Source organism: Serratia sp. S4 (assembly GCF_000347995.1).
Lineage (GTDB): Bacteria > Pseudomonadota > Gammaproteobacteria > Enterobacterales > Enterobacteriaceae > Serratia > Serratia quinivorans.
Genome location: NZ_KB661120.1, coordinates 1,944,116 through 1,958,834, shown reverse-complemented (window position 1 = coordinate 1,958,834; position 14,719 = coordinate 1,944,116). Strand labels below are relative to the sequence as shown.

The 14,719-nt window shown below is 56.2% G+C and carries 16 protein-coding genes; 13 read left to right on the top strand and 3 right to left on the bottom strand.

Going from position 1 to position 14,719, the window contains the following annotated elements; genetic code table 11:
• Window positions 1-87: 87 nt before the first annotated feature.
• The gene (gene cycA / locus SERS4_RS0109845) at window positions 88-1,488 is read left to right on the top strand and encodes a D-serine/D-alanine/glycine transporter (protein WP_026142302.1); all 1,401 of its coding nucleotides are present in this window, start codon (window positions 88-90) and stop codon (window positions 1,486-1,488) included.
• A 43-nt stretch (window positions 1,489-1,531) separates the two neighbouring features.
• On the opposite strand, the gene rutR is transcribed toward cycA, so the two are convergent.
• Window positions 1,532-2,206: an HTH-type transcriptional regulator RutR gene (gene rutR, locus SERS4_RS0109840; protein ID WP_017892354.1), complete on the bottom strand. Its 675-nt coding sequence runs from the start codon at window positions 2,204-2,206 to the stop codon at window positions 1,532-1,534.
• A 285-nt stretch (window positions 2,207-2,491) separates the two neighbouring features.
• Here rutR and rutA point away from each other — a divergent pair, with 285 nt between their 5' ends.
• Genes rutA through rutG form a run of 6 tightly spaced genes read left to right on the top strand, consistent with a single transcriptional unit; the run spans window position 2,492 to window position 7,519 of the window.
• Window positions 2,492-3,592, top strand: a complete 1,101-nt coding sequence (gene rutA / locus SERS4_RS0109835; RefSeq protein WP_017892353.1) for a pyrimidine utilization protein A — start codon at window positions 2,492-2,494, stop codon at window positions 3,590-3,592.
• Window positions 3,592-4,338, top strand: a complete 747-nt coding sequence (rutB, locus tag SERS4_RS0109830; RefSeq protein ID WP_017892352.1) for a pyrimidine utilization protein B — start codon at window positions 3,592-3,594, stop codon at window positions 4,336-4,338. Before rutA ends, rutB begins: the two co-directional genes overlap by 1 nt.
• A 48-nt stretch (window positions 4,339-4,386) precedes the next feature.
• Window positions 4,387-4,773, top strand: coding sequence for a pyrimidine utilization protein C (rutC, locus tag SERS4_RS0109825; RefSeq protein ID WP_012006246.1), 387 nt, complete (start codon window positions 4,387-4,389; stop codon window positions 4,771-4,773).
• A 24-nt stretch (window positions 4,774-4,797) separates the two neighbouring features.
• The gene (rutD, locus tag SERS4_RS0109820; protein WP_017892351.1) at window positions 4,798-5,601 is read left to right on the top strand and encodes a pyrimidine utilization protein D; all 804 of its coding nucleotides are present in this window, start codon (window positions 4,798-4,800) and stop codon (window positions 5,599-5,601) included.
• Window positions 5,602-5,615: 14 nt separating this feature from the next.
• The gene (rutF, locus tag SERS4_RS0109815; RefSeq protein ID WP_012006244.1) at window positions 5,616-6,143 is read left to right on the top strand and encodes an NADH-dependent FMN reductase RutF; all 528 of its coding nucleotides are present in this window, start codon (window positions 5,616-5,618) and stop codon (window positions 6,141-6,143) included.
• Window positions 6,144-6,199: 56 nt separating this feature from the next.
• Window positions 6,200-7,519, top strand: a complete 1,320-nt coding sequence (gene rutG, locus SERS4_RS0109810) for a pyrimidine utilization transport protein G (protein ID WP_017892350.1) — start codon at window positions 6,200-6,202, stop codon at window positions 7,517-7,519.
• Between the two features lie 28 nt (window positions 7,520-7,547).
• Here the strand turns inward: rutG and SERS4_RS0109805 are convergent, their stop codons facing one another.
• Window positions 7,548-8,465 carry a DMT family transporter gene (locus SERS4_RS0109805; RefSeq protein ID WP_017892349.1) on the bottom strand — a complete coding sequence of 306 codons (918 nt, stop codon included), beginning with the start codon at window positions 8,463-8,465 and terminating at the stop codon, window positions 7,548-7,550.
• 67 nt (window positions 8,466-8,532) lie between these two features.
• On the opposite strand from SERS4_RS0109805, the gene SERS4_RS0109800 reads away from it, so the two are divergent.
• Window positions 8,533-9,108, top strand: coding sequence for a helix-turn-helix transcriptional regulator (locus SERS4_RS0109800; protein WP_012006241.1), 576 nt, complete (start codon window positions 8,533-8,535; stop codon window positions 9,106-9,108).
• On the opposite strand, the gene SERS4_RS0109795 is transcribed toward SERS4_RS0109800, so the two are convergent.
• The gene (locus SERS4_RS0109795; RefSeq protein WP_017892348.1) at window positions 9,105-10,028 is read right to left on the bottom strand and encodes a LysR family transcriptional regulator; all 924 of its coding nucleotides are present in this window, start codon (window positions 10,026-10,028) and stop codon (window positions 9,105-9,107) included. The genes SERS4_RS0109800 and SERS4_RS0109795 overlap by 4 nt on opposite strands.
• 67 nt (window positions 10,029-10,095) lie before the next feature.
• Here SERS4_RS0109795 and SERS4_RS0109790 point away from each other — a divergent pair, with 67 nt between their 5' ends.
• The 5 genes from SERS4_RS0109790 to SERS4_RS0109770 all read left to right on the top strand — a co-directional run bounded on the left by SERS4_RS0109790 (window position 10,096) and on the right by SERS4_RS0109770 (window position 14,503).
• Window positions 10,096-10,713 carry a LysE family transporter gene (locus SERS4_RS0109790; protein ID WP_017892347.1) on the top strand — a complete coding sequence of 206 codons (618 nt, stop codon included), beginning with the start codon at window positions 10,096-10,098 and terminating at the stop codon, window positions 10,711-10,713.
• A gap of 78 nt (window positions 10,714-10,791) precedes the next feature.
• Entirely contained in the window at window positions 10,792-11,391 is a 600-nt protein-coding gene (wrbA, locus tag SERS4_RS0109785) for an NAD(P)H:quinone oxidoreductase (protein WP_012006238.1), read from the top strand.
• Between the two features lie 239 nt (window positions 11,392-11,630).
• A complete protein-coding gene (locus SERS4_RS0109780; protein ID WP_017892346.1) occupies window positions 11,631-11,942 on the top strand; it encodes a hypothetical protein in 312 nt (103 codons plus the stop codon).
• A 137-nt stretch (window positions 11,943-12,079) separates the two neighbouring features.
• On the top strand, window positions 12,080-13,540 hold the full coding sequence (locus SERS4_RS0109775) for a TrkH family potassium uptake protein (RefSeq protein WP_017892345.1): 1,461 nt from the start codon (window positions 12,080-12,082) through the stop codon (window positions 13,538-13,540).
• A gap of 165 nt (window positions 13,541-13,705) precedes the next feature.
• Complete coding sequence (locus SERS4_RS0109770) at window positions 13,706-14,503, top strand: DNA/RNA non-specific endonuclease (RefSeq protein WP_017892344.1); 798 nt, start codon at window positions 13,706-13,708, stop codon at window positions 14,501-14,503.
• Window positions 14,504-14,719: the final 216 nt, after the last annotated feature.

Genomic DNA, 14,719 nt, shown 5'->3' with positions numbered 1-14,719 from the left:
ATCTGGCACAACCAGATAATCGTATAAAAAAGAGCCACTTCAGAGCTCACTATTTCACTCATGACAGGTAAAACAGGACATCATCAGATGGTAGATCACTCTAAAATAGCCGCAGAGGCCGCGCCAGAATCAGAAGATCATCTACGTCGAAACCTAACTAACCGACATATTCAACTGATCGCCATAGGCGGTGCCATAGGTACGGGTCTGTTTATGGGTTCCGGCAAAACCATCAGCCTGGCCGGGCCTTCGATCATCTTCGTGTACATGATTATCGGCTTTATGCTGTTCTTCGTGATGCGCGCCATGGGCGAGCTGCTGCTCTCCAATCTGGAATATAAATCCTTCAGCGATTTCGCCGCCGATCTGCTCGGCCCCTGGGCCGGCTTCTTTACCGGCTGGACCTACTGGTTCTGCTGGGTGGTCACCGGTATTGCCGACGTGGTGGCGATCACCGCCTACGCACAGTTCTGGTTCCCCGGACTGTCACAGTGGATCGCTTCGTTGCTGTGCATATTGCTGTTGCTGGGCCTGAACCTGGCGACGGTGAAGATGTTTGGTGAGATGGAATTTTGGTTCGCGATGATCAAAATCGTCGCCATTGTCGGGCTGATCATCGCCGGGCTGGTGATGATCGCCATGCAGTTCCAGTCACCAACCGGCACCGTCGCGTCGTTCTCACACCTGTGGAATGACGGCGGTATGTTCCCGAAAGGCATCAGCGGCTTCTTCGCCGGCTTCCAGATTGCAGTGTTCGCCTTTGTCGGCATTGAGCTGGTGGGCACCACCGCGGCTGAAACCAAAGACCCGGAAAAAGTGCTGCCGCGCGCGATTAACTCGATTCCTATCCGCATCATCATGTTCTACGTGTTCGCCCTGATCGTGATTATGTCGGTCACGCCATGGAGTTCCGTGGTCGCCGACAAAAGCCCGTTCGTAGAACTGTTTGTGCTGATTGGCCTGCCTGCGGCGGCCAGCGTGATCAACTTTGTGGTGCTGACCTCCGCCGCCTCTTCCGCCAACAGTGGCGTGTTCTCTACCAGCCGTATGCTGTTCGGTCTGGCGCAGGAAGGCGATGCGCCCAAGTCATTTGCCCACCTGTCCAAGCGAGCAGTACCGGCGAATGGCCTGACCTTCTCCTGTATCTGCCTGCTGGGTGGCGTGGTGCTGATTTACCTGATCCCGAACGTGATGACGGTCTTCACGCTGGTAACCACCGTCTCAGCGATCCTGTTTATGTTTGTCTGGACCATCATCCTGTGCTCGTATCTGGTTTACCGTAAGCAACGCCCGGCGCTGCACCAGAAATCGATCTACAAGATGCCGGCCGGCAAACTGATGTGCTGGGTCTGTATGGCGTTCTTCGCCTTTGTGTTGGTGTTGCTGACGCTGCGCGAAGACACCCGTCAGGCGCTGATCGTCACGCCGCTGTGGTTTGTGGTGCTCGGTCTGTCCTACGTGTTCCTGCGCAAAAAGAAAACCGCTTAACATTCCCCGGGGGATAGCTCGCTATCCCCCTGCTCTCATCCGCCTAGCGCGGCCGAATACCCTCGATAATCACCCGCTGCACGTTCTCCACCGTCTGCTGAAAAAACGCCTCATCGTCCAGAGTCTTGCCGGTCACTGCCTCCACCTGCACCCAAAAATCTGCGTAGTGCTGAGTGGTCGCCCACAGCATGAAGATCAGATGGTGCGGCTCTACCGCCGCGATATGGCCTGCGGCGATCCAGCGCTCAATCATCGCGGACTTCTCGTCCACCAGCGCCTTCAACCCGCCCTGCAGCTCTTGTTTCAGCAACGGCGCCCCCTGGATCATCTCCAGACAAAACAGCCGTGAGGCCTGCGGGTGTTGGCGAGATACCTCAAGCTTCAGGCGGATATATTCGCGAATCGCCTGCAGGGGCTCCTGATCGGCGCGCAGCGCCTTCAATGGTGCCAGCCAGACGTCGAGAATATCTTTCAGCACCGCCAGATACAGTGCTTCTTTGGAGGGGAAGTAATACAGCAGATTGGTTTTGGACACGTCGGCACGTTCTGCCACCTGGTCCAGACTGGTGCCATGAATACCGTACAGCGAAAAAAACTCCAGTGCCGCATTCAAGATAGCGCCGCGTTTTGCGGCTACCGCACGCGAGCGACGCGTAGGGGGTTTAACGGCTTGTCGCTTCACTACGGCTCCTTGGCACAGCCAGATTTTGGCCAGCATAACAAAGCCATTGGGTGAAACCCACGCTTTTACCTACCCCTTCCGAGTGATTTTCTGCACCTTTAATGAGCAGTTACGCCTGTTTTTTGTGCATGCCGTTTTGACCAAATGGTCTGTTTTAGACCACTCGCTCAACATGAAAATCACGAAATAAAAATAATCCATTGATAAATAAACCATTTTAAAAACTGGCACCGCCTTTGCAAAAGCCTCCGTATCCAGCGCCGTCCACAGAAAGCATTCAGGCGACGCATGATCCGTTCCACTAGCAACCGAGGTGTTCAAATGAAAATTGGCGTATTCATCCCGATCGGCAACAACGGCTGGCTGATTTCCAGCAATGCCCCGCAGTATCAACCGACGTTTGAACTCAATAAAACCATCGTGCAGAAGGCCGAGCACTACAACTTCGATTTTGCCCTGTCGATGATCAAACTGCGCGGTTTCGGTGGCAAAACCGAATTTTGGGATCACAACCTGGAGTCCTTCACCCTGATGGCCGGGCTGGCCGCCGTCACCTCACGCATCAAGATCTACGCCACTGCCGCCACTCTGACCATGCCACCGGCGATCGTCGCCCGCATGGCCTCCACCATTGACTCGATTTCCAACGGGCGTTTTGGCCTTAATGTAGTGACGGGCTGGCAGAAGCCGGAATACGAGCAGATGGGCATGTGGCCGGGCGACGATTACTTCGGCCGTCGCTACGACTATCTGGCGGAGTACGTCAATGTGCTGCGCGATCTGTGGGGTACCGGTAAATCCGATTTCAAAGGCGAGTTTTTCCAGATGGACGACTGTCGCGTCAGCCCACAGCCGCAGGCGGACATCAAGGTGATCTGCGCCGGACAAAGCGACGCGGGCATGGCCTTCTCGGCCAAATATGCCGATTACAACTTCTGCTTTGGCAAGGGCGTCAACACGCCGACCGCCTTTGCACCAACCGCAGCACGCTTAAAAATTGCGGCGGATAGCGAAGGCCGCAGCGTGGCCTGCTACGTGCTGTTTATGATTATTGCCGATGAAACCGATGAGGCCGCCCGCGCCAAGTGGGAAAGCTATAAAGCAGGGGCCGATACCGAAGCCCTGGCCTGGCTGACCGAGCAAAGCGGCAAGGACACTAAATCCGGTGCCGACACCAACGTACGCCAGATGGCGGACCCCACCTCCGCCGTCAATATCAATATGGGCACGCTGGTCGGTTCCTACGCTAACGTGGCGCGCATGATGGATGAAATCGCCACCGTGCCCGGCACCGAAGGTGTGCTGCTGACCTTCGATGACTTCGTCACCGGGGTGGAAAACTTTGGCGAGCGCATCCAGCCGCTGATGAAAAGCCGCGCCGACGTTTGCCCACAGACTGCCGCAAGCCGCGAGGTGGCATAATGAAAATTGTTGAAAACCAACCGGTAGTACGCCGTCAGTCGCCGCAGGCCGAGGTTACGCTCACCCTGCCCGCCCGTCCGGAGGCTATCGCCTTTGCGCCGCAGGAAACCGCGCTGATTGTGGTGGATATGCAAAATGCCTACGCGTCGCAGGGCGGCTATCTGGATCTGGCCGGTTTTGACATCTCGGCCACCGCCCCGGTGATCGCCAACATCAAACGCGCTATCAGCGCAGCCCGTGCCGCTGGTATCAAGGTGATCTTTTTCCAAAATGGCTGGGACAACCAGTACGTCGAGGCCGGTGGGCAGGGTTCCCCCAACTGGCATAAATCCAACGCGCTGAAAACCATGCGTAAACGCCCGGAACTGATGGGCAAGCTGCTGGCCAGGGGCGACTGGGATTACGATCTGGTGGACGAGCTGCAACCGCAGCCCGGCGATATCGTGCTGTCGAAACCGCGCTACAGCGGCTTCTTCAACACCCAACTCGACAGTCTGCTGCGCTCGTATGGCATTCATCATCTGGTGTTTACCGGCATCGCTACCAACGTCTGTGTCGAGTCCACGCTGCGCGACGGCTTTTTCCTCGAGTATTTCGGCATCGTGCTGGCCGACGCCACTCACCAGGCCGGACCGCAGTTCGCCCAGCAGGCGGCGCTGTACAACATCGAAACCTTCTTTGGCTGGGTGTCGGACGTCGACAGTTTCTGTGATGTACTCGCCGCCCCGCTCAGCCAGACGGCATGAGTGTTGCTCGCCTTTAACCAAAATTAAATTTTCACCAGGAGCGCCACTATGCCAAAAACCATTATTACCCCGCCGGGCACCGGCAAACCGCTGGCCCCTTTCGTGCCCGGCACCCTGGCCGACGGCGTGGTTTACGTCTCGGGCACGCTGGCATTCGATAAAAACAATAACGTGGTGCACGTCGGTGACGCTGCAGCGCAAACCCGTCACGTGCTGGAGACCATCAAAAGCGTGATTGAAACCGCCGGTGGCTGCATGGACGACGTGACCTTTAACTCGATATTCCTCACCGACTGGCAAAACTATGCCGCCATCAATCAGGTGTATGCAGAGTATTTCCCCGGCGACAAACCGGCGCGCTACTGCATTCAGTGCGGATTGGTAAAGCCGGACGCCCTGATTGAAATTGCCACCGTGGCCCATATCGGCCGCTGAGTCATTATCCGCTGAGGACTGAGCATGTATTTTGAGATTTTGGGAAAAGACACGCCGTTGGCACCCACGCTGGTGCTGTCTGCCGGGCTGGGTGGCGCAGGCAGTTTTTGGCAACCACAGATTAACGCGCTGGGCGAGCACTTCCGGGTAGTGGTTTACGATCACTTCGGTACCGCTCGCAGCAAAGGGAGCGTGCCGGACGGCTACAGCATGGCCGATATGGCCGATGAAGTGGCGCAGTTGCTGCGTTCACTCAACGTCGACTGCTGTTACTTCGTCGGCCATGCACTGGGTGGCATGATTGGCCTGCAATTGGCGCTCACTCATCCGCAACTGGTCGAAAAACTGGTGGTGGTCAACGGCTGGCCGACGCTGGACAGCCAGACCCGCCGCTGCTTCAAAGTACGTCAGGATCTGTTGCTCAACAGCGGAGTGGAAGCCTATGTGCGCGCCCAGCCGCTGTTCCTGTTCCCCGCCGACTGGTTGTCGCAGCACTCCGCCTTGCTGGATGAAGAGTTGCAGCACCAGACCGCACATTTTCAGGGCACCGAAAACCTGCTGCGCCGTCTGACTGCGCTGATGAATACCGATTTTCGCCCACACCTGGCGGACATTACCACACCAACCCTGGCGCTGTGCTCCCGCGACGATTTGCTGGTGCCCTATCACTGCTCGCATCAGTTGGCGGCCAGCCTGCCGAACGGTGAACTGGCCGAGATGGCCTACGGCGGCCATGCGATGAGCGTGACCGACACCGAGCACTTTAACCACATCCTGCTGGGTTGGCTGTTGAAAACGCAAAACGCCCAAACCCGCCTGCAACCCTAGCCCGGAGACACAAAATGCAAAGCCAAACGCTGCTTGCCGATACGCCACTACAGTCGCCGTATGTAGAAAAACAGGACTTCCGCGACGCCATGGCGCGCCTGGGATCGGCAGTCAATATCATCACCACCGATGGCCCTGCCGGCCGGGCCGGTTTTACCGCTTCGGCTGTCTGCAGCGTCACCGACACGCCACCAACCTTGTTGGTGTGCCTGAACCGTTCCGCGTCGGTCTATTCGGTGTTCAAACAAAACCAGACGCTGTGCGTCAATACGCTGGCCGCGGAGCATGAGTCGCTGTCGAATCTGTTCGGCGGTAAAACCCCGATGGAGCTGCGATTCTCCGCGGCACGCTGGTCTACGCTGGCGACCGGATCCCCCATCCTGCACGGTGCAGTGGTCTCGTTCGACTGCCAAATCGGCCAGATTGTCAGCGTCGGCACCCACGACATTTTTTTCTGCCAGGCGCTGGCGCTGACGCGTAATGACGACAGCCACGGTCTGGCCTATTTCGACCGGCGCTACCACTCGCTGTTGAAACAATGATCGGCGCATAACCGCTCAAACACATTCACCTGCACCCTGAAATTTTGGAGATAACGATGGCGAATACCTGGTTTCCCCAATGGCGCATGAAACAAGGCAGTCTGGACGGTTCGATTGTCGCGCCCGATGAACGGCTTTCGCTGGCGCAAACGCTGGTGATGGGTTTGCAACATGCGGTGGCGATGTTTGGTGCCACGGTGCTGATGCCACTGCTGATGGGCTTTGACGCCAACCTGGCCATTCTGATGTCCGGCATCGGCACGCTGCTGTTTTTCCTGGTGGTGGGCGGCCGGGTGCCAAGCTATCTCGGTTCCAGCGCGGCGTTTGTCGGGCTGGTGATCGCTCTGACCGGTTACAGCGGCCAGGGCGCTAACCCGAACATTGCGCTGGCGCTCGGCGGCATTATCGCCTGTGGCCTGGTGTATCTGCTGATCGGCCTGGTGGTGATGAGCGTGGGTACCCGTTGGATCGAACGCCTGATGCCGCCGGTGGTGACCGGTGCCGTGGTGATGGCGATTGGCCTTAACCTGGCGCCTATCGCGGTGCGCAGCGTTTCAGCCTCCAACTTTGACAGTTGGATGGCGGTGACCACTATTTTGTGTATTGGCTCGGTCGCGGTATTCACCCGCGGGCTGATGCAGCGGCTGTTGATCCTGGTGGGATTGATCGCCGCCTATTTAATTTACGTGTTAGCCACCAACGGCTTTGGGCTTGGCAAACCGGTGGATTACAGCGCACTAAGCCAGGCAGCCTGGCTCGGCCTGCCACAGTTCACCACACCGGTGTTTAACCTGCACGCCATGTTGCTGATTGCCCCGGTGGCGATCATTCTGGTGGCGGAAAACCTTGGGCATGTCAAAGCGGTGGCGGGCATGACCGGCCGCGATCTCGACCCTTATATCGGCCGCGCCTTCGTCGGCGATGGGCTGGCGACCATGCTCTCCGGTTCGGTGGGCGGTACCGGGGTGACGACCTATGCCGAGAATATCGGCGTAATGTCAGTAACCAAAATTTACTCTACGTTGGTGTTTGTCGCGGCGGCGTTAGTAGCGATTGTGCTGGGGTTTTCACCAAAATTCGGCGCGCTGATCCACACCATTCCCGGCCCGGTTTTGGGTGGCGCCTCGGTGGTAGTGTTCGGTCTGATCGCCGTCGCCGGTGCGCGCATCTGGGTGCAAAACAAAGTAGACCTGGGCGATAACGGCAACCTGATTATGGTTGCGGTCACGCTGGTACTGGGTGCAGGCGATTTTGCACTGACTATCGGCAACTTCACCATGGGCGGGATAGGCACTGCCACTTTCGGGGCCATTATCCTTAATGCCCTGCTGCGCAGGCGTAAAGCGCTGCCGCTGGCAGACAGTGCCGTACGTTAATAAATGACTATGGCCCGCTAAACGGGCCTTATTCGACCAGCGCCGCCGCTTTCCCTTTGCGGCGAATACGCAGTTCGCTAACCAGCACCCCCAACACGATCAGTGCGCACCCCAACAGGGCGACAGCGGGCAAACGCTCGCCGGCAATACGCCCGACCAACCCGGCCCAGACCGGCTCCCCGGCATAGATGACCGTGGCACGCGTTGGCGAAACGCTGCGTTGCGCCCAGTTCATCGTTACCTGAATGATGGCACTGGCGAGCCCCAGGCCAATCGCGCTGTACAACAAATAGCTGCTATACGGCGGTACCGACTCGCCGGTAGGCACCATCATCAGGAACGAGGCCACTGAGGCGGTAGCCAATTGCACCACCGTCACCCGCTTGACATTGACCTTGCCCGCATAGGCACCAATCAAAATGATCTCGGCGGCCATGCCCAACGTGCCAATCAGCGTCAGTATCTCACCCACGCTGAGCGTCATATCGCTGCTGCTCGGCGCTGCCAGCAGCATCAGGCCGCTGAATGCCAGTAACACGCCGACCCAGGTCATCCCCCCGGGAAAACGTCCCAATACCAACCACTGCAACAGCGGCACCATAGGCACATACATGGCGGTAATAAACGCCGACTGGCTGCTGCTGATGGTTTGTAGCCCCACGGTTTGCAGACCGTAGCCGAACATAATGGCAACGCCAATAAACACGCCCGCTTTCAGCTCATACCAGGTCAACCCGCGCAAACTGCGCAGGGAGAACAGCATCAACACCAACGTGGCCGCGGCGAAGCGCAAGCCAACGAAAAAGAACGGCCCGCTGACCTGCATGGCAAGATGCACCGCCAAAAAGGTGCCGCCCCAGATCATGGTGATGAAAATCAGCACCGCTTCCTGCCGCTTTATCTTGGGAATATAGGTTGAAATAAAGGATTTTTTTACTGCGGACACCGGCTTGCCCTTCCTGCTGGGTGCAATATAATGCACAGATCCTGCCAGTATGAGGTAAAGCCTGCGGATGGGCAATACAGTGAACAACGGTAAACATGAAGCGCCCAAGGTACTGCAATACCTGAGCAGCAACCTGCGCGGTTATCGCCAGCAGGCGGGGCTTAGCCAGGTGGCGTTGGCAGAAAAATCCGACGTCAGCCGCCGCATGCTGGCCGGCATTGAGGCCGGTGACCGTAACGTTAGTTTGGCGGTGCTGGATAAGCTGGCCGACGCACTCAATATTTCCTTCACCGATCTGATCCAGGCGCCCGAAACGCGCGGCAGCCATCTGGTGGGGGAATTGGCCTGGCAGGGAGTACAACCGGCAAGCCAGGCGCTGTTCGCCGCCAGTGTGCCTGCACGCCAACGGGTTGAACTCTGGGAATGGACGCTGATGCCGGGCGAGCACTACGACTCGGTACCGGATGCCGAAGGCTGGAGCGAAATTATCTACGTGATCGCCGGTAGCCTGACGCTGCTACTGGAACAGCAAACCCTGACGCTGGAGGCCGGACAAACCCAGGTGTTCAACAGCGATCAGCACTATGCCTACGCCAACCGCAGCGAACAACCCTTGCGTTTTATCCGCAACGTTACCTTCTAGCCATCGGCACTGAGTTTCAGCCAATCGGCCAGCCGGGCCAGAGCACCGCCCGGCCGGATTTCCTGCGGCGTCAGCAAACAGTAACCACTGCCGTCTGGCATGAAGCCAAAAGGGGCGCTCAATAGCCCCGAGGCAACGTCATCACGCACCTGCTGCCACGGACCGATAGCGACACCTACCCCCGCGACCGCCGCCTGCAAGCTGAAGTAAAAGTGATCGAAACGCTGCTCCGGTTGCCCCTTGAGTGCCACACCCTGCGACTGCGCCCACTGCCGCCAAGCGTCAGGCCGGGTCGCTGAGTGCAGCAATACGGCGTCATGGTTCAAGGAGGGCTGGCCATCATTAACGGCAATAAAACGCGGCACCATTTCAGATTTGCACACCGGCCCAACCCGCTCATCGAACAGCGTCACGCTATGCAGCTTATCGCCCCAATCAAAATCGTTACGACGGATAGCGGCGCTAATACCGTCTTTAAACGAAAACGGCCCACCACCCGCAACCAACTGCAGGTTGATGTCAGGATGTGCCAGCTGAAAAGCCGGCAAACGCGGTATCAGCCAACGCATTAACAGCGTCGGCTCGCAAGATAATACCAGCGGTGCATCCTGTGCCTGCTGTCGCAGAGTTTGTGCCGTATGTTCCAGAATGCCAAACGCCTGTTGTGAAGCTTGCAGCAGCACTCTCCCGGCGGTGGTCAAATATACCCGCCGATGGCGACGTTCGAACAACGCAACGCCAAGTTCATCTTCCAGCGCCCTGACCGCTCGGCTAACCGCGCCGTGCGTCAGGCTCAGGCTGTTTGCCGCCTGGGTAAAGCTTTCCAACCGTGCAGCAGCCTCAAAACAACGCAAGCCCCCTAATGACAAAGGTCGGTTTATCTTGCGTGAGTTTTTCTCACTGATATCGTCAGTTTTCATCGTTTGTCACCGTCGATCATTCCTTTTATAAATCAGACACTCTCTTCTGATTTTTTATAGGATTACTATGACCGAACTCATCGCCGTCGTCACCATTACCTTACTCGCTGTCATCAGTCCGGGGCCAGATTTTGCCATGGTGTCACGCAACAGCCTGCTGCTTTCTCGTCGTGCCGGAGTGCTAACCGCCTGCGGTATTGGCGGCGGTGTTCTTATCCACGTCAGCTACACCCTGATCGGGGTCGGCGTATTGATCCAGCAATCGCTGTGGTTGTTCACAGTGTTGAAAGCAATCGGTGCCGCCTACCTGATTTACCTCGGCGTCAGCATGCTGCGTAACGCCGGTGCAAGTGCAGCCGCCTCTTCAACCACACCGGCTGCCGTTAGCGATTTCGCTGCCCTGAAAACCGGATTTTTAACTAACGTATTGAACCCCAAAACCACCATTTTTATCGTTAGCCTGTTTATGCAAGTGGTTAACCCGCAGACACCGCTCGGCGTGCAAATCGGTTATGGGTTATTCATTGCACTTGCCCATATCCTCTGGTTCAGCTCCGTCGCACTGCTGTTTTCGGCACCGGGCATCAATGCACGTCTGCTGCGACTGCGTAAAGGCATCGACAGAGCGTTTGGTGGCTTACTGATCACCTTCGGGGCGTTGCTGGCCATCGCCGGGATAAAATAAAGCCGTGAGGATAAGTTCAGTATTCACTTCTATGCTTAGGGGGGCATATCGTTCAATCACCAAAACGGAGAGTGGAACATGGCGAAAATATTGGTTCTTTATTACTCAATGTACGGACATATTGAAACCCTGGCGGAGGCGGTAGCGGAAGGCGCTCGCCGGGTCAGTGGCGTTGAAGTGACACTGAAACGGGTGCCGGAAACCATACCGGCAGAGGCCTTTGCCAAAGCCGGCGGTAAACAAGACCAAAAAGCACCGGTGGCCAGCCCACAGGAGTTGGCCGATTACGATGGCATTATCTTCGGCACGCCAACTCGCTTTGGCAACATGGCCGGGCAAATGCGCACCTTCCTCGATCAAACCGGCGGCCTGTGGGCCTCGGGTGCGCTGTACGGCAAAGTGGGCAGCGTCTTCTCCTCCACCGGTACCGGCGGCGGGCAGGAACATACCATTACCTCAACCTGGACCACCCTGGCGCACCATGGCTTTATTATTGTGCCGATCGGTTACGCCACCCCGGAACTGTTTGACGTCTCGCATGTGCGCGGCGGTACGCCTTATGGCGCAACCACCATCGCCGGGGGGGACGGCTCACGCCAGCCGAGCCAGGAAGAGCTGACCATTGCCCGCTACCAGGGCGAGCACGTGGCGAAAATCACCGCCAAGCTGAAAAGTTAAGCAATAACCTTCTGTTACCTGCACTGCGGGGTCGTTGATTCCTTCGGCCCCATCTTGTTGCCAACCCGCAGCAAGGTTAAAATGCCGCTCAGCCTGCCATTCACTACCTGAACGTCACGGTCGAAATTCGTTCTGCCCGTCAATCACCGCCCTGTGCCCTGATGACGGGCGTTGTGTTTTTGCGCATAGCGAAGGGAAATAAGTCAGTGTCTAAAGATTTTGATGAACTAATAAGAGACATGGATCTTATTATTGAAAATGTAGACAGTTTCAAGGCTCTGGCCCCACGCGCACCCGAACCTCCTGTGACGCCGCCCGCGGTTCATCACTACGATTCGTTCTGCGAGAATGTGGCGCTGAAAGTGGTGCTGAAGGTTCTGCTCTCGTCGGTGGATAAAATCGTCAAGGTACAGATTGCCAATAAGGTCGAGCAGGAAATTGCCCAGATAGAACAGCAGGTAGTCCGCGCCGGTGGCGGGCCGGTATCGCCCGAAGATCTGGCTCAGATGACACAATACGTGCGTCGCACCGTCAACAACCTGTTGGAATAAACACCACCTGGGTTAAAAAACGTGCCAACCTTCGCAGACGATATGAATTTTTACGCCTTTTTTATATCGTCTGCCTTATTCTTTATATACTTAAAGAATAAATTGACTCATTGCCGACAGGCAACTCGGGCGCAAGTATGGTCAAGAATAAGCAGATTCTGGTCGTTATTCATCTTTGCAGTTTTTTAGTTTTCCTTTACAGCCTGTCAATGATTCCCCCTCTGTTGGTGGCGTTGTTGTATAAAGAAAAAAGCGTTTTTTCTTTCTTCTATACGCTGGTAATTGCCGGTTCGCTCGGCGGTTTGGGCTGGTTTAGCACCCGTCAGTCCAGGGTACAGCTGCGCACGCAGGACGGTTTTTTAATCATTGTGCTGTTCTGGCTGCTGTTTTCCATGGTCAGCGCCCTGCCGTTATGGATGGACGACACGCTAAACATCAGCCTGACCGATGCCATGTTCGAAGGCGTTTCCGGTATCACCACCACCGGCGCTTCGGTGCTCAATGATGTTTCCGGCCTGCCTAAATCTTTCCTCTACTACCGCTCCCAGCTCAATTTTATCGGCGGCCTCGGCGTCATTGTGTTGGCCGTGGCGGTACTGCCGTTGCTCGGCATTGGTGGCGCCAAGCTTTATCAGTCGGAAATGCCCGGCCCGTTCAAGGAAGAACGCCTGACCCCGCGGCTGGCCGACACTTCAAAAAACCTGTGGCTGATTTATCTCGGTCTGGGGTTGGCCTGCACGGTGGCGTTCCGCATTGCCGGCATGCAGTGGTTTGATGCCCTCTGCCACGGGATTTCCACCGTTTCACTCGGGGGGTTTTCCACCCGCAATGAGAGCCTGGGCTTTTACGATAGCTCGGCGGTGGAAATGGTCGGCGGGATTTTCTCTATCCTGGCGGCGGTGAACTTCACCCTGTATTTCGTCGCCGTAGGGCGCCGCAGCCTGAAGCCACTCTACAGAAACCCGGAACTGCGCTTTTTCCTGCTGGTGCTGTCAATTATCGTGGCGATTGTCTGCTTCGAGCTGTACCGCTCTGGCATGTACGGCGCCAAAGACTCCTTCGTACACGGTTTTTTCCTCACCAGTTCGATGATGACCGATAACGGGCTGGCCACCGCCGACTATGCCAAAATGCCCTCTCACACCATTATGTTGCTGTTGGCGGCAAGCTTTTTCGGCGGTTGTGTCGGTTCTACCTGTGGCGGTATCAAGGCACTGCGTTTTCTGATCATGTACAAGCAGAGCCGGCATGAGATTAACCAACTGGTTCATCCCAACGCCATTTTCACCATCAAGGTTGGCAATGCGCCTATTCAGGATCGCGTGTTGCGTTCGGTCTGGAGCTTCTTCTTTCTGTATGTCTTCTTCAGCTGTTTCTTCGTTTGGCTGCTGAACCTGATGGGCTATGACCTGGTTACTTCCTTCGCCACCGTCGCCGCCTGTATCAATAATATGGGATTAGGCTTTGGTGAAACCGCCGCCGGGTTTGGTACGCTTAGCGATGCGGCCAAATGGCTGATGTGCTCGGCGATGCTGCTTGGCCGCCTTGAGATTTACCCTATGTTGATTTTGTGCTCCCGCGCCTTTTGGCGTTTTTGACACCTCGGCCCTGTCGCCGCACTGCCTGTTTTCATCAACTTCGCTGTATCAACGCTGACACATTCATAACGTGAATGTGTTGCATTGTTGTATTCGTTTCATTGCGATAAGTTAATTTCACTGTAAATACATACAGTATTATTTTAACTTATTGAGGATATGAATATGCGTTTTAACAAGATGTTAGCTCTGGCCGCCCTGCTGTTTACCGCTCAGGCTTCCGCCGAGACACTGGAATCGATCGACAACTGTGCAGTCGGTTGCCCAACCGGCGGCAGCAGCAATGTGTCAATCGTTCGCCACGCCTATACGCTGAACAACAACAGCACCACCAAGTTCGCCAACTGGGTGGCCTATCACATCACCAAGGACACGCCAGCCAGTGGCAAAACACGCAACTGGAAGACCGATCCGGCGCTGAACCCGGCGGATACGCTGATCCCGGCGGATTACACCGGTGCCAACGCGGCACTGAAGGTCGACCGTGGGCATCAGGCGCCGTTGGCCTCTTTGGCGGGGGTCTCTGACTGGGAGTCGCTGAACTACCTTTCCAACATCACGCCGCAGATGGCCGACCTGAACCAGGGTTCCTGGGCACGGTTGGAAGATCAGGAACGCAAGCTGATTGACCGGGCAGACATCAGTTCGGTGTATACCGTGACCGGCCCGCTGTACGAGCGCAATATGGGTAAACTGCCGGGCACCCAAAAAGCACATACCATCCCCAGCGCTTACTGGAAGGTGATTTTTATCAATAACAGCCCGGAAGTGAACCACTATGCGGCGTTTCTGTTTGATCAAAACACCCCGAAAAACGCCGATTTTTGTCAGTACCGCGTAACGGTTAACGAAATTGAGAAGCGCACCGGGCTGATTATCTGGGCCGGTTTGCCAGAAGACGTGCAGGCGTCGCTGAAGGCCAAGCCGGGCGTGCTGCCGGAATTGATGGGTTGCAAGAGCTAACGCATAAACCGGAAACCCGCTGCGGCGGGTTTTTTATTCTTTACGTGCTGTTTTGTCAGAATACCTAAGCAAGTTTATTGCCGGAAAGTTATCGCCAAGTTAATATCCCGCCAAATTATTAGAAATAAAACCATAAGCAATGGAGTTATTCCATTGTTGATTATTTTTTATCCCTCTTTACCTGATCCCTTTTGCCTTATTCGGCACTAACACCTG

Bases quoted from the DNA above. Each gene is read 5' to 3' on its own strand.
- cycA (WP_026142302.1), top strand. From the start codon at position 88: ATGGTAGATCACTCTAAAATAGCCGCAGAGGCCGCGCCAGAATCAGAA.
- rutR (WP_017892354.1), bottom strand. From the start codon at position 2,206: ATGCTGGCCAAAATCTGGCTGTGCCAAGGAGCCGTAGTGAAGCGACAA.
- rutA (WP_017892353.1), top strand. From the start codon at position 2,492: ATGAAAATTGGCGTATTCATCCCGATCGGCAACAACGGCTGGCTGATT.
- rutB (WP_017892352.1), top strand. From the start codon at position 3,592: ATGAAAATTGTTGAAAACCAACCGGTAGTACGCCGTCAGTCGCCGCAG.
- rutC (WP_012006246.1), top strand. From the start codon at position 4,387: ATGCCAAAAACCATTATTACCCCGCCGGGCACCGGCAAACCGCTGGCC.
- rutD (WP_017892351.1), top strand. From the start codon at position 4,798: ATGTATTTTGAGATTTTGGGAAAAGACACGCCGTTGGCACCCACGCTG.
- rutF (WP_012006244.1), top strand. From the start codon at position 5,616: ATGCAAAGCCAAACGCTGCTTGCCGATACGCCACTACAGTCGCCGTAT.
- rutG (WP_017892350.1), top strand. From the start codon at position 6,200: ATGGCGAATACCTGGTTTCCCCAATGGCGCATGAAACAAGGCAGTCTG.
- SERS4_RS0109800 (WP_012006241.1), top strand. From the start codon at position 8,533: ATGGGCAATACAGTGAACAACGGTAAACATGAAGCGCCCAAGGTACTG.
- SERS4_RS0109795 (WP_017892348.1), bottom strand. From the start codon at position 10,028: ATGAAAACTGACGATATCAGTGAGAAAAACTCACGCAAGATAAACCGA.
- SERS4_RS0109790 (WP_017892347.1), top strand. From the start codon at position 10,096: ATGACCGAACTCATCGCCGTCGTCACCATTACCTTACTCGCTGTCATC.
- wrbA (WP_012006238.1), top strand. From the start codon at position 10,792: ATGGCGAAAATATTGGTTCTTTATTACTCAATGTACGGACATATTGAA.
- SERS4_RS0109780 (WP_017892346.1), top strand. From the start codon at position 11,631: ATGGATCTTATTATTGAAAATGTAGACAGTTTCAAGGCTCTGGCCCCA.
- SERS4_RS0109775 (WP_017892345.1), top strand. From the start codon at position 12,080: ATGGTCAAGAATAAGCAGATTCTGGTCGTTATTCATCTTTGCAGTTTT.
- SERS4_RS0109770 (WP_017892344.1), top strand. From the start codon at position 13,706: ATGCGTTTTAACAAGATGTTAGCTCTGGCCGCCCTGCTGTTTACCGCT.